The organism is Candidatus Thiodiazotropha endoloripes, assembly GCF_001708965.1.
In the GTDB taxonomy this organism is placed as follows: domain Bacteria; phylum Pseudomonadota; class Gammaproteobacteria; order Chromatiales; family Chromatiaceae; genus Thiodiazotropha; species Thiodiazotropha endoloripes.
Genome location: NZ_LVJW01000006.1, coordinates 1,143,913 through 1,164,183 on the forward strand (window position 1 = coordinate 1,143,913; position 20,271 = coordinate 1,164,183).

Annotated in this window: 19 protein-coding genes; 8 read left to right on the plus strand and 11 right to left on the minus strand. The window is 53.6% G+C overall.

What is annotated here, in order from left to right:
• Positions 1-38 precede the first annotated feature (38 nt).
• Positions 39-1,343, plus strand: coding sequence for a TlpA family protein disulfide reductase (locus A3193_RS15830; protein ID WP_083218151.1), 1,305 nt, complete (start codon positions 39-41; stop codon positions 1,341-1,343).
• Positions 1,344-1,490: 147 nt separating this feature from the next.
• Positions 1,491-2,243, plus strand: coding sequence for a hypothetical protein (locus tag A3193_RS15835; protein ID WP_139116880.1), 753 nt, complete (start codon positions 1,491-1,493; stop codon positions 2,241-2,243).
• Positions 2,244-2,439: 196 nt separating this feature from the next.
• Here the strand turns inward: A3193_RS15835 and A3193_RS15840 are convergent, their stop codons facing one another.
• From A3193_RS15840 to A3193_RS15860, 5 genes are all read right to left on the minus strand, one after another.
• Positions 2,440-3,564 carry a 6-phosphofructokinase gene (locus tag A3193_RS15840; protein ID WP_069003264.1) on the minus strand — a complete coding sequence of 375 codons (1,125 nt, stop codon included), beginning with the start codon at positions 3,562-3,564 and terminating at the stop codon, positions 2,440-2,442.
• Positions 3,565-3,665: 101 nt separating this feature from the next.
• Positions 3,666-4,454, minus strand: coding sequence for a thermonuclease family protein (locus A3193_RS15845; RefSeq protein WP_162272452.1), 789 nt, complete (start codon positions 4,452-4,454; stop codon positions 3,666-3,668).
• A gap of 40 nt (positions 4,455-4,494) precedes the next feature.
• A complete protein-coding gene (rpmE, locus tag A3193_RS15850) occupies positions 4,495-4,698 on the minus strand; it encodes a 50S ribosomal protein L31 (RefSeq protein WP_068994784.1) in 204 nt (67 codons plus the stop codon).
• Between the two features lie 128 nt (positions 4,699-4,826).
• On the minus strand, positions 4,827-5,168 hold the full coding sequence (locus A3193_RS15855) for a DUF3135 domain-containing protein (protein WP_069003263.1): 342 nt from the start codon (positions 5,166-5,168) through the stop codon (positions 4,827-4,829).
• A gap of 170 nt (positions 5,169-5,338) precedes the next feature.
• Positions 5,339-5,602 carry a WYL domain-containing protein gene (locus A3193_RS15860; RefSeq protein ID WP_069003262.1) on the minus strand — a complete coding sequence of 88 codons (264 nt, stop codon included), beginning with the start codon at positions 5,600-5,602 and terminating at the stop codon, positions 5,339-5,341.
• 125 nt (positions 5,603-5,727) lie between these two features.
• Here A3193_RS15860 and A3193_RS15865 point away from each other — a divergent pair, with 125 nt between their 5' ends.
• A complete protein-coding gene (locus A3193_RS15865) occupies positions 5,728-6,183 on the plus strand; it encodes a hypothetical protein (RefSeq protein ID WP_069015267.1) in 456 nt (151 codons plus the stop codon).
• Between the two features lie 23 nt (positions 6,184-6,206).
• On the opposite strand, the gene A3193_RS15870 is transcribed toward A3193_RS15865, so the two are convergent.
• The 4 genes from A3193_RS15870 to uvrD form a co-directional block, all read right to left on the minus strand.
• Positions 6,207-8,903, minus strand: a complete 2,697-nt coding sequence (locus tag A3193_RS15870; RefSeq protein ID WP_069015268.1) for an EAL domain-containing protein — start codon at positions 8,901-8,903, stop codon at positions 6,207-6,209.
• 275 nt (positions 8,904-9,178) lie between these two features.
• Positions 9,179-10,321, minus strand: coding sequence for a radical SAM family heme chaperone HemW (gene hemW, locus A3193_RS15875; protein ID WP_069015269.1), 1,143 nt, complete (start codon positions 10,319-10,321; stop codon positions 9,179-9,181).
• 193 nt (positions 10,322-10,514) lie between these two features.
• On the minus strand, positions 10,515-11,600 hold the full coding sequence (locus tag A3193_RS15880) for a TRAP transporter substrate-binding protein (protein WP_069003258.1): 1,086 nt from the start codon (positions 11,598-11,600) through the stop codon (positions 10,515-10,517).
• A 52-nt stretch (positions 11,601-11,652) separates the two neighbouring features.
• Positions 11,653-13,809 (minus strand): DNA helicase II, encoded by a 2,157-nt coding sequence (uvrD, locus tag A3193_RS15885; protein ID WP_069015270.1) that lies wholly within the window; start codon positions 13,807-13,809, stop codon positions 11,653-11,655.
• 48 nt (positions 13,810-13,857) lie between these two features.
• Between uvrD and A3193_RS15890 the strand changes: the two genes are divergently transcribed.
• A complete protein-coding gene (locus A3193_RS15890; RefSeq protein ID WP_069015271.1) occupies positions 13,858-14,844 on the plus strand; it encodes a glucokinase in 987 nt (328 codons plus the stop codon).
• 82 nt (positions 14,845-14,926) lie between these two features.
• Here the strand turns inward: A3193_RS15890 and A3193_RS15895 are convergent, their stop codons facing one another.
• Positions 14,927-15,916 carry a cytochrome-c peroxidase gene (locus A3193_RS15895; protein WP_069015272.1) on the minus strand — a complete coding sequence of 330 codons (990 nt, stop codon included), beginning with the start codon at positions 15,914-15,916 and terminating at the stop codon, positions 14,927-14,929.
• 301 nt (positions 15,917-16,217) lie between these two features.
• Entirely contained in the window at positions 16,218-16,646 is a 429-nt protein-coding gene (locus A3193_RS15900) for a Fur family transcriptional regulator (RefSeq protein ID WP_235615016.1), read from the minus strand.
• Positions 16,647-16,921: 275 nt separating this feature from the next.
• On the opposite strand from A3193_RS15900, the gene A3193_RS15905 reads away from it, so the two are divergent.
• The 4 genes from A3193_RS15905 to A3193_RS15920 all read left to right on the plus strand — a co-directional run bounded on the left by A3193_RS15905 (position 16,922) and on the right by A3193_RS15920 (position 20,239).
• Positions 16,922-17,338, plus strand: a complete 417-nt coding sequence (locus tag A3193_RS15905) for a rubrerythrin family protein (RefSeq protein ID WP_069003253.1) — start codon at positions 16,922-16,924, stop codon at positions 17,336-17,338.
• 80 nt (positions 17,339-17,418) lie between these two features.
• Positions 17,419-18,762: a heterodisulfide reductase-related iron-sulfur binding cluster gene (locus A3193_RS15910; RefSeq protein WP_069015274.1), complete on the plus strand. Its 1,344-nt coding sequence runs from the start codon at positions 17,419-17,421 to the stop codon at positions 18,760-18,762.
• Between the two features lie 122 nt (positions 18,763-18,884).
• Entirely contained in the window at positions 18,885-19,469 is a 585-nt protein-coding gene (locus tag A3193_RS15915; RefSeq protein ID WP_069003251.1) for a DUF3501 family protein, read from the plus strand.
• 374 nt (positions 19,470-19,843) lie between these two features.
• A complete protein-coding gene (locus tag A3193_RS15920; protein WP_069003250.1) occupies positions 19,844-20,239 on the plus strand; it encodes a DUF4398 domain-containing protein in 396 nt (131 codons plus the stop codon).
• Positions 20,240-20,271 lie beyond the last annotated feature (32 nt).

The window sequence follows — 20,271 nt, forward strand, 5'->3', positions numbered from 1 at the left end:
AACCATGGCTTAGTCAGAGTGTTTATTGTTCAAGGCCTGTGATTAGCCAACGTCAGGGTGGCACTGATCGCTACAAAACCGGTACCATCCGCGACATGAGACTGCTTTTACTTCTACTCACGCTATTCAGTTATAACGCCTACGGGAATGAAATCAACCTGACGGACTCTGAGGGCAACGATATTACGATCCAGGTCACTCCGGCAGACGGGGAACTGCTGATGATCTGGCTGGTCGATCACGACGAACATCGCCCCCTGTTTGAGCGTTTGCTGAGCAACATTGCCAAGGCCGGTATCGAAGTATGGCGCATCGACCTGCTGGAAGCCTATTTTCTACCCCGCTCCAGTGAACAGATCCGCACCCTGAACGGCAACGGCGTGGCGGCAATACTCCGTGCCGCCCATCAACAGAGTAACAAGCGGATCGTGCTGGCTTCCTATGATCGAATGCCTCTGCCCCTATTGCGGGGCGTGCACCAGTGGCAGTCCGAGGCGGACCAATCCCGTTTGGCCGGAGCAGTGCTCTTCTACCCTAATCTGTTCGGCCCAGCACCGATTGCCGGTGAGGCGCCGACTGTCGATCCGATCCTGTACGCCACCAACACACCCCTGATGATCTATCAGCCATCACTGGGCAGCCATCGTTTACGCATGAATGAGGTGCTGTCCGCACTCTGGCAATCCGGCTCTCCAAGCTATCTCTATCTGGTACCGGAGGTTAGGGACTGGTTCATCATGGATGACGAGGAGCACAAGCCGAGTCAGATGGATATCGAGGCGACACAACGTATCCCTCAACAGATCAAACAGTTCGCTGCGTTGATGGATCACCATCCCAAACCAGCTGCGCCACTGCCGTTACACACGACAGGTACAGAGAAACAAGTCATCCGCTCACTGGTACAACTCGATAAACACCCAGCTGCACCCAGTTTCAATCTGGCGGATATTCAAGGAAACCGACACGACAGCAGCGTACTGCAAGGTCGGGTGGGATTGATCAATTTCTGGGCTACCTGGTGTCCACCCTGCGTTGAGGAGATTCCCTCCCTGAATCGTCTGCAAGCGATCTTCAAAGACCGGGAGATAGAGATCATCTCCATCGATTTTCGTGAAACACCGGAAGAGATGGCCGATTTTCTACAGCGCATTCCGGTCGACTTCCCGGTGCTGATGGATCTGGACGGACAGACATCTCTCAACTGGCAGGTGTTCAGTTTCCCCAGCTCTTTCATCATCGACCGGCAAGGCCGGATACGCTATTCAGCCAACCGGGCCATCAACTGGGACAGCCAGGAAGTGGTCGACACACTGAACCGACTGCTCGCTGAAGAACCCTAATGGAAGTGCAAGCACATACTCCCTCTCAAGTGACGATCCTTACCTGGGGCGGCTGAACTCTACAATGTTCAGAAGCGTGATCAAAATCATATAAGTGAATAAGCTTTTTATTATAAACTTAACTACCCTCCCCCTCCAGATACCAAAATGAGCAGTAGACCCATGGCAACCAACACGACGAAGAAAAAGGCAGCGACGCCGAAAGCCAAAACCGCCCCCGCTACTAAAAAGAAGAGTACGGCAAAAAAGGCCGCCACAACTCAGCAGAGCAAGGCCGCGAATCAGGACAAGAGCACCAAACCAGCAAACGAAAACCGGGTCTTACCCGGCTTGATGCAGGGCCTGCAGTCGGTTTTCGACAAGATCCATAAAGACAACCAGATTCGTGAAGATCATCATGAAAAGATCATCGAGGAGTTCAGTGATCGCCTGACCACCGCATTCCAGCAGACTCACGCGGAAGCTGAGGAGCGCGAAAAGCTGTTGCAGGAACGACTTGAAGCGATCGAAAAAGAGCAGACTTACAAGATCCAGCGAATCAAACTCTTCTCGCTGCCCGGTACGGTGATTGCCATCGCTGCACTGATCTATCTCTTCTATGTGGTCCATGTGATGGAGAGCTCGATGACCAGCATGTCAGCGGATATGCATCAGATTCAGGGTCATATCGCCGCCATCGGCCAGGACACTTCCAGTATGTCCAGTGGCGTCAACAACATGAACAAAAACATCACCGAACTGAACGGCAACATGTCATCCATGACCAGTCAGGTCAAAGGCATGAATAACAACATGGGGCATCTGAACCGTAATGTGGGCGTGATGACCCACGACGTGGGCAACATGTCTCAGACCGTCAGCCCGGTGATGAACGGAATGCGCAACTTCATGCCGTTTTAGAGGACTGCATAAAACAGAGACAGAGGCTACGATCCGGAGATCTGGCAGATGAAGGAGCGTCGTCTCTGTGTAATCTGAGAGCCAAGCCGGCAAGAGAAAACAGCAGATCAATCAGCGAAATCGCTGACTTTATAACCGGTTTTATGCGGGTTTTCTATATAAAAGGCGACTGATATTCAGCGAGTGTCTGTTGTGACTACTCATCACCAAACGTGGTACCCACCCGTTTGGCACTGATCACCCAGGGGTGGTCCGGGGGCACCAGCTTTTTATATCCAGCCACATCAACCAGGGGCACCGGAACCGCCTGATCACCTCGGGATGCAACCATCACCCCAAACCGCTCCTCCGCAATCAGATCGACACAGGCAGTACCCAGGCGGGTTGCCAGCAACCGGTCGGCGGCGGAGGGTGTTCCACCCCGTTGCAGATAGCCGAGTATGGTCACTCGTGACTCCAGACCGGTCAGCTCCTCCAACTCGCGGGAGAGGGTTACGGTATGGTTGGAATATCGAGATTCCATCTCGCTCAACTCCGACTTCAGCTGTTTGCGCAGTTTCTTGTCTGTGGCCTTTTGCTTTCTCTCCCTCAGATCCTGAACCTCTTCGGCCACCCCCCGTGGAAGTGCGCCCTCTGCCACAGCGACGATACTGAACGGCTTACCGCCGGCGGCACGACCTCTGATCGCCTCGGCAACACTTTCGATGTCATAGGGAATCTCCGGCAGCAGAATTACATCCGCACCGCCGGCCACCCCTGATCCGAGCGCCAGCCAGCCGGCCCGATGTCCCATGATCTCCACCACAATGATTCGGTGGTGGCTGTGAGCGGTGCTGTGCAGTCGATCGATGGCATCGGTGGCGATGCCAAGCGCCGTATCGAATCCGAAGGTGGTATCGGTGTGGGCCACATCGTTGTCGATGGTCTTTGGCAGGGTGATGACATTCAATCCCTTTTCCACCAACTGCAGGGCATTCTTCTGGGTACCACCACCGCCGATACAGACCAGAGCATCCAGATGGTGGGCCTGATAGTTTTCAACGATCACATCGGTCATATCCTGACGCTTGCCGTTGAAATGCATCCGGTGGGGTTTTTCCCGGCTGGTACCGAGGATGGTACCACCCCGGGTCAGAATCCCGGACAATTCACCCCGATCGAGCTGCATGGTGCGATTCTCCACCAGACCACGGAAACCGTCCCGGATTCCGATCACCTCCATATCGTACGCACCCAGAGCTGCCTTACCCACACCGCGGATTGCCGCGTTCAATCCCGGACTATCGCCGCCAGAGGTCAGAATACCGATATGCTTGGTCATGAATGCTCCTGCTATTCGATTGATTTAGCGTAGTGTACATGCTGGGCAGGATCATGAAAGGGTCAAATCAAGGTGAGGGCGGGCTTGTCTCCTGTCTGATACTAATCCAGCAGGTGTAACGAGCTTGGATGCCGAATCCTCAGGCGCTGTTCGTCCTTGCGTTTGTAGAGCCAGCCTCTGGCTTCCACATTTCGACCAACCAGCGCGTGTGGGTCATCGATCTGGAAGCTCTTCCAATCCTTCCAGGTAATGCGCAGTGCCAAACCGCCCTCGAGATTCATCCAGACGGCACTTCGACTCTCCCCAACACGGATAATTCGTCCTCGGAGATGGTGAAACCCCGTTTCATCACCCTTGAGACTTCTGGCTGAGGCCGGAGAGTTTTTCCAAATCCCAAGCTGCTCCCGCCTGGCCTGGAATTCTGCTGCAAAATAGCACCGGTTGTTGAACAGGTTGGGTGGTACGGCGATCGCCCAGCCCGCACCCTGGCGCAATAGTTGAGCTGCGATGCTTTGTCGATTGTGGTTGGATAGATGTACCAGATGCCGGCCGTATCGGTCCTGCTTCTCAACCCCTGGACAGAGCGCCAGGCGTCCGTCACTCTGCCTGACAAGCCGTTGCAGCAGGGCTTTCGCAGCCTGGCCACCCGGCTCTCCCGGTTTTCCCCAATGGCCCAGCTCCGGGGTATTGATACCGATCAGGCGCAGCTTGTCACCGGATCTCATCAGCAGGGTATCGCCATCGATCACCCGCTCAACAGGCTGCAGGTCGGCGTTGCACGGCAAACAGCCGGATGCCTGCAGACTGAGCGGCAGCACCAGTACGTAGAACAGCAGAGCAAACAAAAAGGCCCCGCACTGCGGAGCCTTTTCATTGGTCTGCATGGCCATCGACTGTCGCGTCGCAACGACGCAGCAGTTGCCCAATGGCTTAGCGGCTGTACTTTTTGCGGAACTTGTCCACTCGGCCAGCGGTATCCACCATCTTCTGCTTGCCGGTATAGAAAGGATGACAAGAGGAGCATACCTCGATGTGCATCTCATCCTGGCCCAATGTGGATCGGGTGACAATTTCGTTGCCGCAACTGCATACGACTTTGATTTCCTCGTATTGAGGATGAGTATCCGGTTTCATGACTGACTCACTCGTGAGAAATTAGCAATGATTCTGCCCAAACTGGCAGACAAGGCGCGAAATAATAGGCCAAGACGGCCCAGAAGGCAAGTACCCGCGCCACTAATACCGCATAATTCCGTTTAAATTCAGCTGGAGCCTAAGGGAAACTCCACGATTTCACAGCGGCTGGCCCCGTTATGCCCCAGTCCGGGATCTGATCTGATGCTGTGCAGATAACCCAACATGCCCTTGGGTCCGAGCATGTTTTCCCACATCAAACCTGATATTCGCATACAGGCACTGATGGGGGAGCGGTTTCTCCGCTCCTGGTCGATACGCCACTGTAGTCGACGCATCTGCGTCTGGCGTTCGTCGGGCAGGGTTGCAATGTAAGTATCAATTGTTTTCTGACGCAGTGCTTCGAATTTCACCGGGTCCCTCTCGGCCAATTTGAGCAAATGGTCGAAATCTAGATCAGTGTGACACATAGGACTTTACTCTGGCGTCTTCACTATTAAAACTAACATACTCCCTGAACAGTGTCTCAGATGGTAATTCCCAAAATAGCCTCTCTTGCAGCCAGACTTCAGTTGCAATCACGATTTATTTCAATGAGTTATAAAACATGCCCCATAAATGCCAACATTTTGACCATTGATCATTCCAGGTTTTTCCCCGTAGTCAGATTGATTACCCCCAGGATCCGATCCAGTCGCACCGTCAACGCCTCTCCTGATGGATCACGAACGATCAGATACTCCGCCTTATTCCGGGTCACCACATCGATTGGCAGAACCCTGGCCTGGTGAATCTGCCCCGCATCATCCCGCCAGGTGAGATCGAGCCGGGTACGGCTCATAACGGCATACTGATAGGATTCATGGAGACCACAGGCGATCGGCTGGTAGGGGTTGTCACTCATAGACTCTACTCATACAAAGATGGTTGATATTTGCCTAAATACCCTGAAGCTATTTAGAATTTATTAACCCGGCGACTCAGTATGTCGTATTAATAGTAGATTTATATGGATTAGAGCACAGGAACATGCCGAATATACAAAAGCAGATCGACAGCCTGAAGGCTGAAATCACCCGCCTAGAAAAGGAACAACAGAAAGCTGAGCAGCAACAGAAAGCACTCAGAGAGGTCAGCGCAAAAATTTCATCCCTGCTCAAAGAGAGCGGCATCAGTTTCGAGTCCTACTTAACTCACCATATCAAAAGGGTCAGCCGCATCGTCGGGAAACTAGAGGCCAAAAACAGCACAAAGTCAGCGGCTCAGGCGGGAAAATCCAGCAAAACCCGTAACCCCAAAAAACTCCGTAGAACCAGCAAGCCGACCATCACGATAAAAATACCCGCAGGTCGATACGGCAAACTGCCGAACCAGCCGGAAACAGTCTTCGAGGTAAAGGAGAAGGGCCCTCGCCCCAAAGTCCTGAAGGCCTATGCGGAAGAGGTGGGATTGGAAACTTTTCTGGATCAGTGCCGCATGAATTGAGCAGCCAACGGGCCAGCCAGGCATCAATGGATGGTTCCCGGTGAGATGTTTTGTCTGTCGCTGTCGCTACCGCTATCGCTCAACGGCATCGGCTGAACCACACCATATCCCTGTGCATAGTCCACACCGATATCGATCAACTGCTCGAGAGTCTGGTCATCCTCCACATATTCGGCAATAGTCTTCAGCCCCATCAGATGCCCGATATGGTTGATCGATTCAACCATCGCACGATCCACTGGATCATTCATCATGTTGCGGACAAAACTACCGTCGATCTTCAGATAGTCGACCGGTAGATGTTTCAGATAGGCGAAGGAGGACATCCCGGTACCAAAATCGTCCAGTGCAAAACGGAATCCACGGCGTTTCAACAGACTGATGAAGCGGGTTGCCTGATCGAGACGACTGACCACCGCCGTCTCGGTGATTTCAAACGAGATCTTTTCCGCCGGCAGGCCGTAGTGACGCAACTGCTCGAGGATGTATTCATGCAGTGTGGATTCACCCAGGGATTGTCCTGACAGATTGATCGCGCAAAGACTCAACTCCTCAAGACGCTCTCGGTTCTCTGACAACCATCTGAATGCCTCTCCGATCACCCAACGGTCGACACTGTGCATGATGTTGTAGCGCTCAGCCGCAGGTATGAAAGTGCCGGGCATGATCATAGTTCCCTCTTCATCCTGCATCCGCACCAACAGTTCAATATGTTCATCACCGATGGCGCTGCTGTTCAACGACATAATCGGTTGTTGCAGAAGTGAGAAGCGTCGTTGATCGATGGCACTTTCGATCTTGGTTACCAAGTGCATTTCACCCTGCTGGCGATTGATCTCTTCATCATAGGGCTGGTAAACATGAATTCGATTACGTCCCATGTCCTTGGCCACATAGCAGGCTGCATCTGCCGCGCTGAGCGCATTGTGCGGACTCTCGGTCTTGGGACCGATGGCAACGATACCGATACTCACACCGGTGGTGAAACTACGACCCTCCCATGAGAATCTGAACGCCTTTACCGTGCTGCTGATCAGATTTGCCATCTGAGTCGCCTGTTGCAGGTTACTGTTCTCCATCAGTAAACCAAACTCATCACCGCCCAGACGTGCTAAGACATCATTCTCCCCGATGGTCCGTTGCAGGCGATGGGAGAGTTGACGCAGCATCATGTCTCCCGCCACATGACCACAGGTATCATTCACCAGCTTGAACTGATCAAGATCCATATAGAGCAGGACATGTTGCGCATTGTGTTCCTTCGAATCGGAAAAGGCCTGCCGTAAGCGCTGATCAAAGGCATGTCGGTTGAGCAGATGGGTGAGCGAATCATGGGTGGCCAGAAAGCGCATCTCACGCATCATCGAACGGCTGGATGTAACATCACGAAACACGGTTACCGAACCTTTGAACTGCCGATGCTCCATGATCGGATAGGTTGAGTATTCAACCGGAAACAGGGTTTCATTCTGCCGTTGAAAGGACTCATCCCTGACCCTCACAGGGTCGCCCTGCTCAACCACCCGGCTGTTGAATGACAGACCCGACTCATCGAACATCCTCACCTGTTTATGGATCGGTTTGTTGATCAGCTCCTGTTGGGTATAGCCGAGCATCTCTGCCCCGGCCTTGTTGATGAAGGTACAGTTGTCATTTTCATCCACCCCAAAGATGCCTTCACCGGTCGATTCCAACAGCATCGAAAGTTGTTTGTTAGCCTCAGTGAGCTGTTTCGAAGACTCTTCCAGGGAGTTATGTGCCAGTTGATGGGCCTGACTGCGCTCATGGTTTTCAATCGCGAAGGCAAAGTTGCTGACCATCTCATCAAGCAGATCGTGGATGGTCTGAGTAAAATATTCCGGACCGTCTGCATAGAGGGTGAAGGCGGCAATCACATCATGATTCACCACAATCGGAAACACCGCAACCGACTGACCGCCACTGGACTGTGCCAAACGATGCCAGGTGGTCTTCCCCACATCCGGATCGATCCGGTCAATCACAGATGCGCATTTCCCGTAGACTGCCGTAGCCAAGGGGCTGTCACCCTCGGGATCGGTCAGGTCGAGATCGAATTTACAGACCTTCAACCGCTCTTTGGGGATACCGGCACAGGCAACCGGATGCAGCAGCTTTGCCTCGATATCCACCTCACCAACCCAGGCGGCAGTAAAGCCGCCAAAGTTCACCGCAATCTCACAGGCATGCTCGAACATCACCAGTGGCGGTGGATTTCTCAATACCATCTTACTGGTCTCAGAGAGGGCGGAGTAGACCCGTTTCTGTTGATTGATGGTCTGCTGATAGAGAAAGTTCTCACTGACCAACTGTCGCAATACCCGGCTGATCGGGGCCAGCCTGCCCTCAACCGGCAGTCGGGTGACGGCCAGATAGTTACCTTCCGACAAAGAGCGGGCGATCTCTTCGTACCTTTGGATAGATGATTCCCAACGGCTTTTGATCAAGCGGATCATTAACAGTAGCCCGATCACCACTACACCACCGATTAGCAGAACACCAGCCTGCACACCACTCAGTGATTCAGGAAGATAATTTACCTTAGGTGATATCGTGCCAGATTTGATCTGGGCTGTGGATTGAAGTGCCGTGGTATTCCCGTCCAGCGACGTATTGGCGTGAAGCTGCTGGGCATCAGGCATCAGCAGCGTGACAGCCAGAAGTGCTGAAAATGAAACAACAACTTTGAGAATCAGTTGCATTATTCAGCCGCAGCGCACAGGCGCTCAAGCTCCTCCCAATACCATTGGCTGGAATCTGGTGATTGCCCTGACTGACATAGACAGCAATCGACCATTCACTGGAACCTATCAATGCAAGGGTTCCACACTGCTCCCTGCAAAACAGCTCGCGTATCCAGATTAGACGAGAGGTATCTACTGACTCCTGGTGTTGCCACCTATCCCGACTTCATGGGATAGGCCTATAAATTTAATATGTTAGCGTACTTTGGTCAAATTATTGTTAAGAAGTCCTTTTAACTCGAAAAAAGTGAGATCAGGTCATTCAGGAATCTCTGCCCCAATGAGGAGGGGCATAGCCGCTGCTCAACGGGTTGCATCAAGCCCCGCTCCACAGCCTGCCGCAATGGCGTTTCGATCTGCTGCAAGCCGACTCCAGTGCGGCTCTCAAACAGATTCAGCTCCACCCCTTGAAGCAGACGCAGTGCATTCATCATGAACTCCACTACCAGATCCTGATTAGTAAGCTGCCGCTCACCCTGGATGAAGTCAGAGGCTCTGTCCGCGATAAGATAGGCATCCGGATGACGCTGCTTCCAGAAGCGCTTCACCCTACCGTCAGCCAGGCTCAACTTGGCGTGAGCTCCGGCACCGATACCCAGATAGTCCCCAAACCGCCAGTAGTTCATATTGTGCCTGCACTCACGTCCCTGACGTGCATAGGCGGATACTTCGTAGTGGTTGAAACCGGCATCGGCAAGCTGTTCCATACCCTGTTGCTGCATCAGCCATAACTGCTCATCATCCGGCACGGCCGGTGGTGCATGATGAAAAGGGGTATTGGGTTCCAGGGTCAGTTGATAGTAGGAGAGATGTTCACTGCCGAGTTCAATCGCCGCAGCCAGATCCACTTCCGCCATCGCCGGGGTCTGCTCAGGCAGGCCGAACATCAGGTCGATATTGATATTGTCAAAACCCGCCTTTCTCGCCTCTGCAAAAGCCTCTTTCGCCTCCTGAGGGGAGTGGATTCTGCCCAGCGCCCGCAACATCGAAGCTTGCAGACTCTGAAAGCCCAACGAGAGACGGTTGACCCCGGCCTGCCGATAACCGGCAAAGGAGCCGGCTTCCACGGCGCCCGGATTGGCTTCCAGGGTGATCTCGATCGAGTTGGCAAAGGCAAACCGCTGCTCAATCCCCAGCAGTAACCTGGCAATCGCTGCGGAGGAAAACAGACTCGGCGTACCCCCACCGATGAAAATTGATGAGAGTTGCCTGCCCTCGATCTCTTCACTGTCGATGCTCAGGTCGTGCAGCAAGGCATCCACATAGGCCGGCTCGGGAATATCCTGCTTGATCCCATGGGAGTTGAAATCGCAGTAGGGACATTTGCGCACACACCAGGGGATGTGGATATAGAGTGACAGGGGAGGGGAGATCACTTTCCGCTTACCGACGCTGCTGACTGGTCGTCATTGGGATTTCGTATTTGCCGCGATGAACGCTAATCACCGCAAATTGCCATAAATCGATTGAGACTTCCCTTGCCCCACTGAACTTATAAGCATTTGCGTTATTTTGCGGTGAATTGCATTCATTCGCGGCTAGTGATCGAGCACAAGGCTGTGCACCGGATCAGCCTTTGTCTCTGGCCTTCAGATAGGCGAAATCGGATATCGACCCCCACTCTCTTGAACCCTTGAGAAAGTTCATATAGGAGTCGTAGACCTTCTTGGCGAACGCGTCCTTGGCGGCCAGCTCCTCGACCACTTCACTGGAGAACTTGCGCAGGGTGGCCAAGACGTCATCCGGGTAGATACGGATATCGACCTTGTGTTTCTCAACCAGGGTCTTCAGCGCGGCAGGATTGCGCGCCGTGTACTCGGCCAGCATCTCCTGGTTGGCCACCTTACAGGCATTCAACACGATCGCCTGCAGATCCTTGGGCAAGGCATTGAACGCCTTCTCATTGATGATTGCCTCAAGGGTGGTGCCCGGTTCATGGAATCCCGGAAAGTAGTAGTACTTGGCCGCCTTGAAGAGGCCGAACGCCAGGTCGTTATAGGGGTTCACCCACTCCGTGGCATCGATCGCACCGGACTGCAGCGAGGTGAAGAGTTCACCACCCGGCAGGTTGACCGGTGTCCCTCCGGCCCGTTTGAGCACCTCTCCGCCCAATCCCGGAATACGCATCTTCAAGCCCTTCAGATCAGCAACGCTGTTGATCTCTTTATTGAACCAGCCTCCCATCTGCATGCCGGTATTGCCACCCGGCGCCGGGATCATGCCAAACGGCTTGTAGAGCTCCCGCCACATCTCCAGTCCACCGCCGAAATAGAGCCAGCCGTTCATCTCCTGGGCGGTCAGACCGAATGGCACGGTGGAAAAGAACTGCGCTGTCTCACTCTTGCCTTTCCAGTAGTAGGCCGCACCATGACCCATCTCAGCGGTTCCACTGGAAACGGCATCAAACACCTCGAAGGCGGGCACCAGCTCTTTGGCGCCATAGACTTTGACATGCATCCGCCCGCCACTCATCTCATTGATGACCTCGGCCAGCTTGTTGGCACCGGTTCCCAGACCGGGAAAGTTCTTCGGCCAGGTGGTCACCATCTTCCATTTGATCTTGGCTTTCGCCTCGGCAACGCTGGCTGTGGAGAGGCCAACACCGGTCGCCAGTGCGCCGGCACCAACCTTTGTTATAAATTCACGACGTTTCATGTAACCCTCCGGTCTGTCTGTTATTGCTATTCGATCTGGTACTTGTTTGGGCCTAGCAGGGTGAAAGGTTGGCGTAGGCCACTACCAGCCACTTGGTGCCAACCTCTTCAAAGTTGACCTGTACCCGGGCACTCTGCCCTTGTCCCTCTGCGTTCAGCACCACGCCTTCACCAAATTTAGCATGGCATACCCGCTGTCCCAGATTAAACCCGCACTGCTGGGTGGTTTCAAGATAGGGCGAGTCACCATAGATCGGCTGACTGCTTGCCGGCCCGGCCCGTACCTCCCGCATCAGTTCAGCGGGGATCTCGCGGATGAATCTGGAGGGCAGGGGATAACTGTCACTGCCATGCAGCCGTCGACTCTCCGCATGACTCAGATAGAGCACCTTCATCGCCCGGGTGATGCCCACATAACAGAGTCGGCGCTCCTCTTCGAGGCGAGTGGGATCATCCGCCGACATGCTGTGCGGAAACAGCCCCTCTTCCATGCCAACGAGAAAAACCAGTGGAAACTCCAACCCCTTGGCGGAGTGGAGGGTCATCAGTTGCACACAATCCTCATAGGGATCCCCCTGCGCCTCACCTGCTTCCAGTGCGGCGTGGGAGAGAAAAGCGTCCAACTCCTCCAGCTCATCATCCTCAGCCCATTCAAACTGACGGGTGGCATTGACCAGCTCTTCCAGGTTCTCCTTACGATCAATCCCTTTGCCGTCACGGCTCTTGGCAAAGTGGTCCGGCAGACCACTGGCGTTCAACACCTGATCCACCTTCTCGGCGAGGGTCAGATCTCTGGTTTCGAACTTCAACTCCTCCAACAGATCGATAAACTTCTGCAGGGCAGTCGCGGCCCGCTTCGCCATAGCGCCACCCTGTACCAGCTCACGGGCGGCCTGCCAGAGAGAACAATCGAACATCCTGGCATGACTGCGCAACGCCTCCATGGTTTTTGCACCGATGCCTCGCGGTGGCATATTCACGGCCCGCTCGAAGCCGCTGTCGTCATGGAAGTTACTCAGCAGGCGCAGATAGGCCAGGGCGTCTTTGATCTCCGCCCGTTCGAAAAACCGCAATCCACCATAGACCCGATAGGGTACCCCGGACTGGATCAACGCCTCTTCAAACAGCCGCGACTGGGCCGTGGTCCGATAGAGAATCGCCACCTCGCTACGGGCGTGGCCCTCTTCGATGTACTGACGGATTCGCTCCACCACGAATCGGGCCTCATCGATCTCGTTGAAGGCGCCGTAGAGATTGATCGGCTCACCTTCGCAATCCTCTGTCCAGAGCTGCTTGCCGAGCCGCGAAGGATTGTTGTTGATCAGTGCATTGGCTGCATTCAGGATATTGCCGGTGGAACGGTAGTTCTGCTCCAGGCGCACCAGTTTCGCCGACTTGTAGTGGTTCTGGAAACTCTGGATATTCTCCACCCGGGCGCCACGCCAGCCATAGATCGACTGATCGTCATCGCCGACGATGAACAGATGGCTCTGCTTGCCGGCGAGCAACCTCAACCAGGCATACTGGATGGTGTTGGTGTCCTGAAACTCATCCACCAGCAGATGCTGGAATCGGTTCTGATAGTGTTGCAGCAGATCCGCCCGATCCCGCATCAGCTCATGGGCACGCAGCAGCAGTTCAGCAAAATCGACCTGGCCTCCCCGCTCGCAGGCGGACTGATACTCACTGTAGATACGTATCATCTGTCGCTGATAGGGATCCCCGCCATCATCCAGATGCTGGGCACGCAGCCCTTCATCCTTTTTCCCGTTGATAAACCACTGCACCTGCCGCGGCGGCCAGCGCGCCTCATCCAGATCGAGACTCTTCAGCAGACGCTTGATCAGCCGAAACTGATCATCCGAGTCGAGGATCTGGAAATTCTGCGGCAAGCCCGCCTCCTTCCAGTGACCGCGCAGCAGTCGATGGGCAAGACCGTGAAATGTGCCGACCCACATACCGCCGATGGGTTGACCAAGCAGCTCTTCGATACGATTACGCATCTCCTTGGCTGCCTTGTTGGTAAAGGTGACCGCCATGATCGACCAGGGGGTGACCTGTTCTACGCTCAGCAGCCAGGCAATCCGGTGGACCAGCACCCGGGTTTTGCCGCTGCCGGCGCCAGCCAGCACCAACAGACTGCCTACCGGGGCAGTTACCGCTTCCCGCTGTGCATCATTGAGAGGATCGAGTATGGGTGAGACATCCATCCGGGTATGATACGCACCTAAGTAGCTTATTTTCCAGTGAGGTTATAGATGCAGATATTGGCAGGCGATATCGGTGGAACCAATACACGACTGGCGCTGTTCGACACCACAGGCGCCAGGCCAGAGCAAGCGATCATCGAAGCCAGCTATCCGAGCCCGGCCCATCCGACCATCGAATCGATTCTCAAACAGTTTCTCGATCAGCACAACCTCAAACAGATCGAGCGTGCCTGTTTCGGACTGGCCGGACCGGTCATCGATCAGGTCTGCGAAACGACCAACCTGCCCTGGCTGGTCTCCGCCCAGTCGGTGAAACAGCAGTTCGGTTTTGATCAGGTCTGGTTGCTGAATGACCTGGAGGCCAATGCCTGGGGTATCGACACCCTCCATGAGTCCGATATCTACAGCCTCAATGCCGGGGCCGTGAATGCCTCCGGCAATCGCTCGATCATCTCTGCCGGCACCGGCCTTGGAGAAGCCGGGCTCTATTGGGATGGCAATCAATACCAACCCTTCCCCTCGGAAGGCGGGCACGCGGATTTCAGTGCCAACTCCTCACTGGAGTATGCACTCTATGAAAGCCTTGCGGAGCAGTATGGTCATGTCAGCTGGGAGCGCCTTGTCTCCGGACCCGGAATAGAGAGCATCTACGCCTTTCTACGTCAATATCGATCGGCCACAACACCGGATTGGCTGCAACAGCAGATCAACCAGATCGGTGTGGCACCAGCGGTATCCCGGGCCGCCATCGATAAAACAGATCCAATCGCAGCAGAAACCATGGCGCTGTTCATCGAACTCTATGGTCGTGAGGCGAGTAATCATGCCTTGAAGATCATGGCTACCGGGGGCGTCTATCTGGGTGGCGGTATTGCACCTCAGATAATGCCGCTATTGAATGAGGGTCAGTTCATGCAGGCTTTTCTCGCCAAAGGCCGTATGCAGCACATCGTCACGGCAATGCCGGTAAGGGTCATCCTGAATGATAAGACGGCCCTGATGGGTGCGGCCCACTTTGCCGCTCTGCAGGATTGATCACCCCGGAATGAACCACGCACCCGGAAGGGTGCATGGCGTGTAGCTGCAGGTTCAGTTTGAACCTGCCGGCGACGGTCCTTTAATCAAAAGGCTTCGGTGCCGGAGTATTGTCTGTTGAAGGTGGCAGAATCGGCATCATGAAGGATGGCTGATCCCCGGTCAGGGTCTTGAGAAAGGCCACGATCTGCCCGTTCTCCTCATCTGTGAACTTGCGCCCCAGTTGCAGCCTGCCCATCACATCGACGGCTTCGGTCAGGGTTTGGGCTTCACCATCATGGAAGTAGGGGTAGGTCATCTCCACATTTCTCAAAGTGGGTACTTTGAATTTGAAGCGGTCCGCATCCTTGCCGGTCACCGCACTCAGACCTTCCGCCTTGCTATCGGTCTTATAGGCCTCGACCAGACCCATCTTCTGAAAAGAGTTGCCACCGACCGCTTCACCGTTATGGCAGGCGGTACAGCCGCTCTCCTTGAACAGCTTGTAGCCTTTCAGCTCCTCACCACTCAGGGCAGCCTTGTCACCCAGCAACCACTTGTCAAAATCCGAGTTGGGGGTCACCAGGGTCTTCTCAAACTCGGCAATCGCCTGGGTCACCTCATCGATGGTGATTTTATCCACACCAAATACCTTCTTGAACTCCATCACGTATTCGGGGATCGATTCCAGCACTTCAACCGCCAGGGTATGGCTTGCGGCCATCTCGCCCGGATTGGCGATCGGACCACCGGCTTGTGCTTTCAGGTCTGCAGCCCGGCCATCCCAGAACTGAGCCACATTCAGGCTGGAGTTCAGGACGGTAGGCGCGTTGATCGGACCCTGCTGCCAATTATGACCGATCGAGGTTTTAAGGTTATCGGTGCCCCCCATGCTCAGGTTGTGGCATGAATTACACGAAATAAAGCCGGATTTGGAGAGACGAGGGTCAAAATAGAGTTTCTTACCCAACTCAACCTGCCCCAGATTAATGCTCTGAACAGGTTTAATCGGTTTGATGGGTTCTTCCGCTGCCATAGCCTGGCCTGAAATACCTAGCAGCACTGTTGCGATCAGAGAAATTTTAAAGTTCATGTCCTTTACCTGTAAGTTTCTCGAAGACTGGAACCATCCTCATGGAATAACTGACTTAATCCGCCTGCTGCTCAACTCGGGCAGCTGCAGGCCATTTGGGAACACATTCGCTTTAATTATTTTCGACTTGTATGGACTGTTTAGTTGAGACCGACTCCGGCCAACCACAAAAACCACACAAGGTGGAGGTGAATATTAGAATTAGTCTAAATTTAAAGCATTGACATAGGTCAATGTTTCCAACTCAGTGAAAAGCGCAATTCACTGATCTGTCAAAAGAGGCTGGAAAGGGGCTAATCGCTCAGGGCTTGATGTTTTTAACCCGCACCACCAGATCGACAACATCCATGGATGTGCCTTCCGGCAGATCCTGTGCGATGAAGTGGGGTGCCAAACGATCTTTGATATCGATCAGGTCACCGGTATCCACATTGTAGAAGTGGTGGTGATGGCTGTTGTTTGAATCGTAGAAGGTACGCGAGGCATCGATAAAGATCTCCCTCACCAATCCCTTCCGGGCGAACAGTCCCAGGGTGTTGTAGACCGTCGCTTTTGATACCCGGCTGCCAGTCTGCTTGACCAGATCGAAGAGCTGATCCGCAGTGACATGCTGGTTACGCTCGAACAAGACATCCGCAATGATACGCCGCTGTTTGGTCAGATTGACCCCATGAGCGATCATCATTTGCGTGATGTTTCGCTTTTGCGGAGGCTGTTGTTGTTCGTTCAAATTCATCCGCTGAGTATAAATTCAAACGGCTGATAATTCTACAGCCGCATATTATTAACATGTTTTACATAGGGTTATATTCTGCGCTGACCCATAGGCCAGAATCCAGTAAGCGCGTTCCATCTCAAAACAATTTCGTATTAGGCAAAAACTATCATTGCCATTGAAAAGACCATTCGCTTCCAATTATTTTTAGAACTATTCTAAGCATCAGCGAAGAGCCTGCAGGGCTCAACGTGCAATTCCACAATAACCATCATTTCGGAGAACCAGATATGGAACTCAAAGGTAGTAATACAGAGCAAAACCTGAAAGACGCTTTTGCCGGAGAATCCCAAGCCAATCGTCGCTACCTCTACTTCGCTGCAAAAGCCGATGTAGAGGGTTACAACGATGTAGCAGCCCTGTTTCGTTCCACCGCTGAAGGTGAAACCGGCCATGCCCATGGTCATCTTGAGTATCTGGAGCAGTGTGGCGATCCTGCAACCGGTCTGCCCATCGGCCCTACTGGCGATAACCTGAAGGCCGCAGTCGCAGGTGAAACCCACGAATACACTGACATGTATCCAGGCATGGCCAAAACTGCCCGTGATGAGGGTTTCGATGAAGTCGCAGACTGGTTCGAGACTCTGGCCAAGGCCGAGCGTTCTCATGCCAACCGTTACCAGAAAGCTCTGGACGAGCTGGACTAAGCACCAGATCAGGCACGGGCAACGCCCGATTCGGCGGCCTCGCATGGGGCCGCCCAGCCTCAAAGCAGGAGTAGATACCCATGGCAGCACCGACCGGTCAACGAGAAGGTAATCTGGAAGCCCCGACCCGGCATCCCATCGACTGGAAAAATCCCGAATACTATAACGAACAGAGCCTAATGGAGGAGCTGGAACGGGTCTTCGATCTGTGCCATGGATGTCGACGCTGCGTCAGCCTATGTCAAAGCTTTCCCAGCCTGTTCGATCTGGTGGATGAATCGGAAACCATGGAGGTGGATGGTGTTGCCAAAGAGGATTACTGGCAGGTGGTGGATCACTGCTACCTGTGTGACCTCTGTTACATGACCAAATGTCCCTATGTGCCGCCTCACGAATGGAACATCGACTTTCCCCACCTAATGCTGCGAGCGAAAGCGGTGAAGTACAAAAAGGGCGACGTCAAACTGCGCGACCGACTACTCACCAGCACCGACAACCTGGGCAAACTGGCCGGCATTCCGGTTGTCTCCGGCGTGGTCAACCAATTCAACAAAGCCAAGAATTTCCGTGAAATCCTGGATCACGCACTGGGCGTCCACCCCGAAGCGAAACTCCCAGAATTTCACAGCAAGCCACTACGTAAACGCCTGGCCGGAAAAGTTGCCATCGATGCTCAGGGCACCCCGGCGGGAACCACCAAAGGCAAAGTCGCCCTGTTCGGTACCTGTTACGGCAACTACAACGAACCCCACGTGGGTGAGGACCTGGTGGCGGTATTCGAACACAACGACATTCCGGTAACCCTGGCGGAAAAAGAGCAGTGTTGCGGCATGCCCAAGCTCGAATTGGGCAATCTGGACGCGGTAGAGGCCGCCAAGGATGCGAATATTCCGGTACTGGCCAAACTGGTGGATCAGGGTTGGGATATCGTCGCACCGGTACCTTCCTGTGCACTGATGTTCAAACAGGAGCTGCCGCTGCTGTTTCCCGATGATCCTGCGGTCAAAAAAGTCGCCGATGCGGTTTTCGACATCTTCGAGTATCTGATGATCAGACACAAATCGCAGCTATTGAAAACTGACTTCAAACAGGGCCTCGGCAAGGTGGCCTACCATGCCGCCTGCCACCAGCGGGTGCAGAATGTGGGAGCCAAGACAAAAGAGGTGCTTAGCCTGATCCCTGATACCCAGGTCACAGCCATCGAACGCTGTTCCGGCCATGATGGCACCTATGCCGTTAAAAGCGAGTTTCACAAACACGCCATGAAGATCGGCAAGCCGGTAGTCAACCGGGTAAAACAGGCGGAAGCCGACTGTTATGGCAGTGACTGCCCGATGGCGGGACACCATATCGAAAATGGCCTTAAAGATGGCAGAGAACCACAACATCCGATCAGCCTGATGCGTCAGGCCTATGGTCTATAGAACGAATAAAACGGAGAACAACACATGGCAAATGAAGGCTTTCGCAAGCCGCTAGATCTGCTTAGCGATGATACCCGTTTAAGGAAAATACCTTTGCACAAGATTGATTTCAGGAGCGCCTCATGACCCAGCTTTCCCATGAAGACCTCTACAGCCTTGAAGAGTATTCCCGTATTCGCCAGGAGTTCAGGACCCGCGTCATAGACCACAAAAAAAGCCGTAGATTACCGATCGGACCTCACGCCGCGCTCTATTTCGAGGATGAGCTGACGATGCAGTATCAGATTCAGGAGATGTTGCGCATCGAGCGTATATTTGAACACGATGGCATCCAGGATGAACTGGATGTCTACAATCCTCTGATCCCCGACGGCACCAACTGGAAGGCCACATTCATGATGGAGTATGACGATGTGGAAGAGCGTAAACAGGCGCTGGCAAAACTGATTGGTATCGAAAACGCTATCTGGTTTGCGGTTGAAGGCCATGAAAAGATCCGCCCGATTGCCAATGAGGATCTTGAACGCACAACGGAAGATAAAACTTCAGCTGTCCACTTCATCCGTTTCGAATTGACCGCCGCGATGATCGAGAGCCTGAAAAACGGCGCCAAGCTATCCGCCGGAATCGATCATGCAGAGTACAACTACACGATTGACGGCTTGGACTCAGCTGTTAAAAACTCACTAATCAGTGACCTAAGCTGATCAAATAGCTCGGCGACTCAATATGTCTGCCCATCGGTAGTGCTTCAGATTATCGATGGGCCGCTCCTGCATAAAGGGTGCAGAATCGTCATAAATCGTCAAATTAAGACCTCAAGGCTCAACGTACTATCAGTTCTGAGTTATCCTCACCCATCAACGAAGCTGAGTTTGCTATCGTAAAGCCGATGATTGACAGGCCAGGATCGGGACTTAAATCATCGCTTCAACCAATGCTTGGTTGACGGATCAGACAAAGCCTCGAATAATCGGTGCTTAGTGCTTTGTCTCACTGAGAGGGGATGGCTTTTCGGGAGACCGCACCAAGCGCACCATAAATATCCACAGTTGCCGGTTCAAACAGAAGGAATAACATCATGCTGAACTCTGTAAAACCACATTGGCGGGCACTCAGTCTTCCCGCACTCCTTACTATGATGTTCATCGCATTACCTGGCTGCAGCTCAACGCCAAAACCTGTCGCGGAGATGTCTGCAGCAGAAACCGCTCTGAATTCGGCGGAGAATGAAGATGCCACCAAACATGCGCCTGTACGCATGGATCGAGCCAGGCAGAAGATGAAACAGGCCAAACTCGAGTTGGCCAAAGAGAACTACGAATCAGCAAAAAGGCTTGCAGAAGAGGCCCAGGCAGACGCGGAACTGGCTAAGGCCATTACCGCCAAGGCAGAAGCGGACAGAGCCGTAAGCGAACTCGAAAACAGCATCAAGGTGCTGAGAGAAGAGATCATGCGTGCCAGAAAAAGGCAGTGACAGCCCTACAAATAATCAGATTCAGATGGAGA

Excerpts from the sequence above, each read along its gene's own strand:
- A3193_RS15835 (WP_139116880.1), top strand. The coding sequence starts at position 1,491 with ATGAGCAGTAGACCCATGGCAACCAACACGACGAAGAAAAAGGCAGCG.
- A3193_RS15840 (WP_069003264.1), bottom strand. The coding sequence starts at position 3,564 with ATGACCAAGCATATCGGTATTCTGACCTCTGGCGGCGATAGTCCGGGA.
- A3193_RS15845 (WP_162272452.1), bottom strand. The coding sequence starts at position 4,454 with ATGGCCATGCAGACCAATGAAAAGGCTCCGCAGTGCGGGGCCTTTTTG.
- rpmE (WP_068994784.1), bottom strand. The coding sequence starts at position 4,698 with ATGAAACCGGATACTCATCCTCAATACGAGGAAATCAAAGTCGTATGC.
- A3193_RS15855 (WP_069003263.1), bottom strand. The coding sequence starts at position 5,168 with ATGTGTCACACTGATCTAGATTTCGACCATTTGCTCAAATTGGCCGAG.
- A3193_RS15860 (WP_069003262.1), bottom strand. The coding sequence starts at position 5,602 with ATGAGTGACAACCCCTACCAGCCGATCGCCTGTGGTCTCCATGAATCC.
- A3193_RS15865 (WP_069015267.1), top strand. The coding sequence starts at position 5,728 with ATGCCGAATATACAAAAGCAGATCGACAGCCTGAAGGCTGAAATCACC.
- A3193_RS15870 (WP_069015268.1), bottom strand. The coding sequence starts at position 8,903 with ATGCAACTGATTCTCAAAGTTGTTGTTTCATTTTCAGCACTTCTGGCT.
- A3193_RS15880 (WP_069003258.1), bottom strand. The coding sequence starts at position 11,600 with ATGAAACGTCGTGAATTTATAACAAAGGTTGGTGCCGGCGCACTGGCG.
- uvrD (WP_069015270.1), bottom strand. The coding sequence starts at position 13,809 with ATGGATGTCTCACCCATACTCGATCCTCTCAATGATGCACAGCGGGAA.
- A3193_RS15890 (WP_069015271.1), top strand. The coding sequence starts at position 13,858 with ATGCAGATATTGGCAGGCGATATCGGTGGAACCAATACACGACTGGCG.
- A3193_RS15895 (WP_069015272.1), bottom strand. The coding sequence starts at position 15,916 with ATGAACTTTAAAATTTCTCTGATCGCAACAGTGCTGCTAGGTATTTCA.
- A3193_RS15905 (WP_069003253.1), top strand. The coding sequence starts at position 16,922 with ATGGAACTCAAAGGTAGTAATACAGAGCAAAACCTGAAAGACGCTTTT.
- A3193_RS15910 (WP_069015274.1), top strand. The coding sequence starts at position 17,419 with ATGGCAGCACCGACCGGTCAACGAGAAGGTAATCTGGAAGCCCCGACC.
- A3193_RS15915 (WP_069003251.1), top strand. The coding sequence starts at position 18,885 with ATGACCCAGCTTTCCCATGAAGACCTCTACAGCCTTGAAGAGTATTCC.
- A3193_RS15920 (WP_069003250.1), top strand. The coding sequence starts at position 19,844 with ATGCTGAACTCTGTAAAACCACATTGGCGGGCACTCAGTCTTCCCGCA.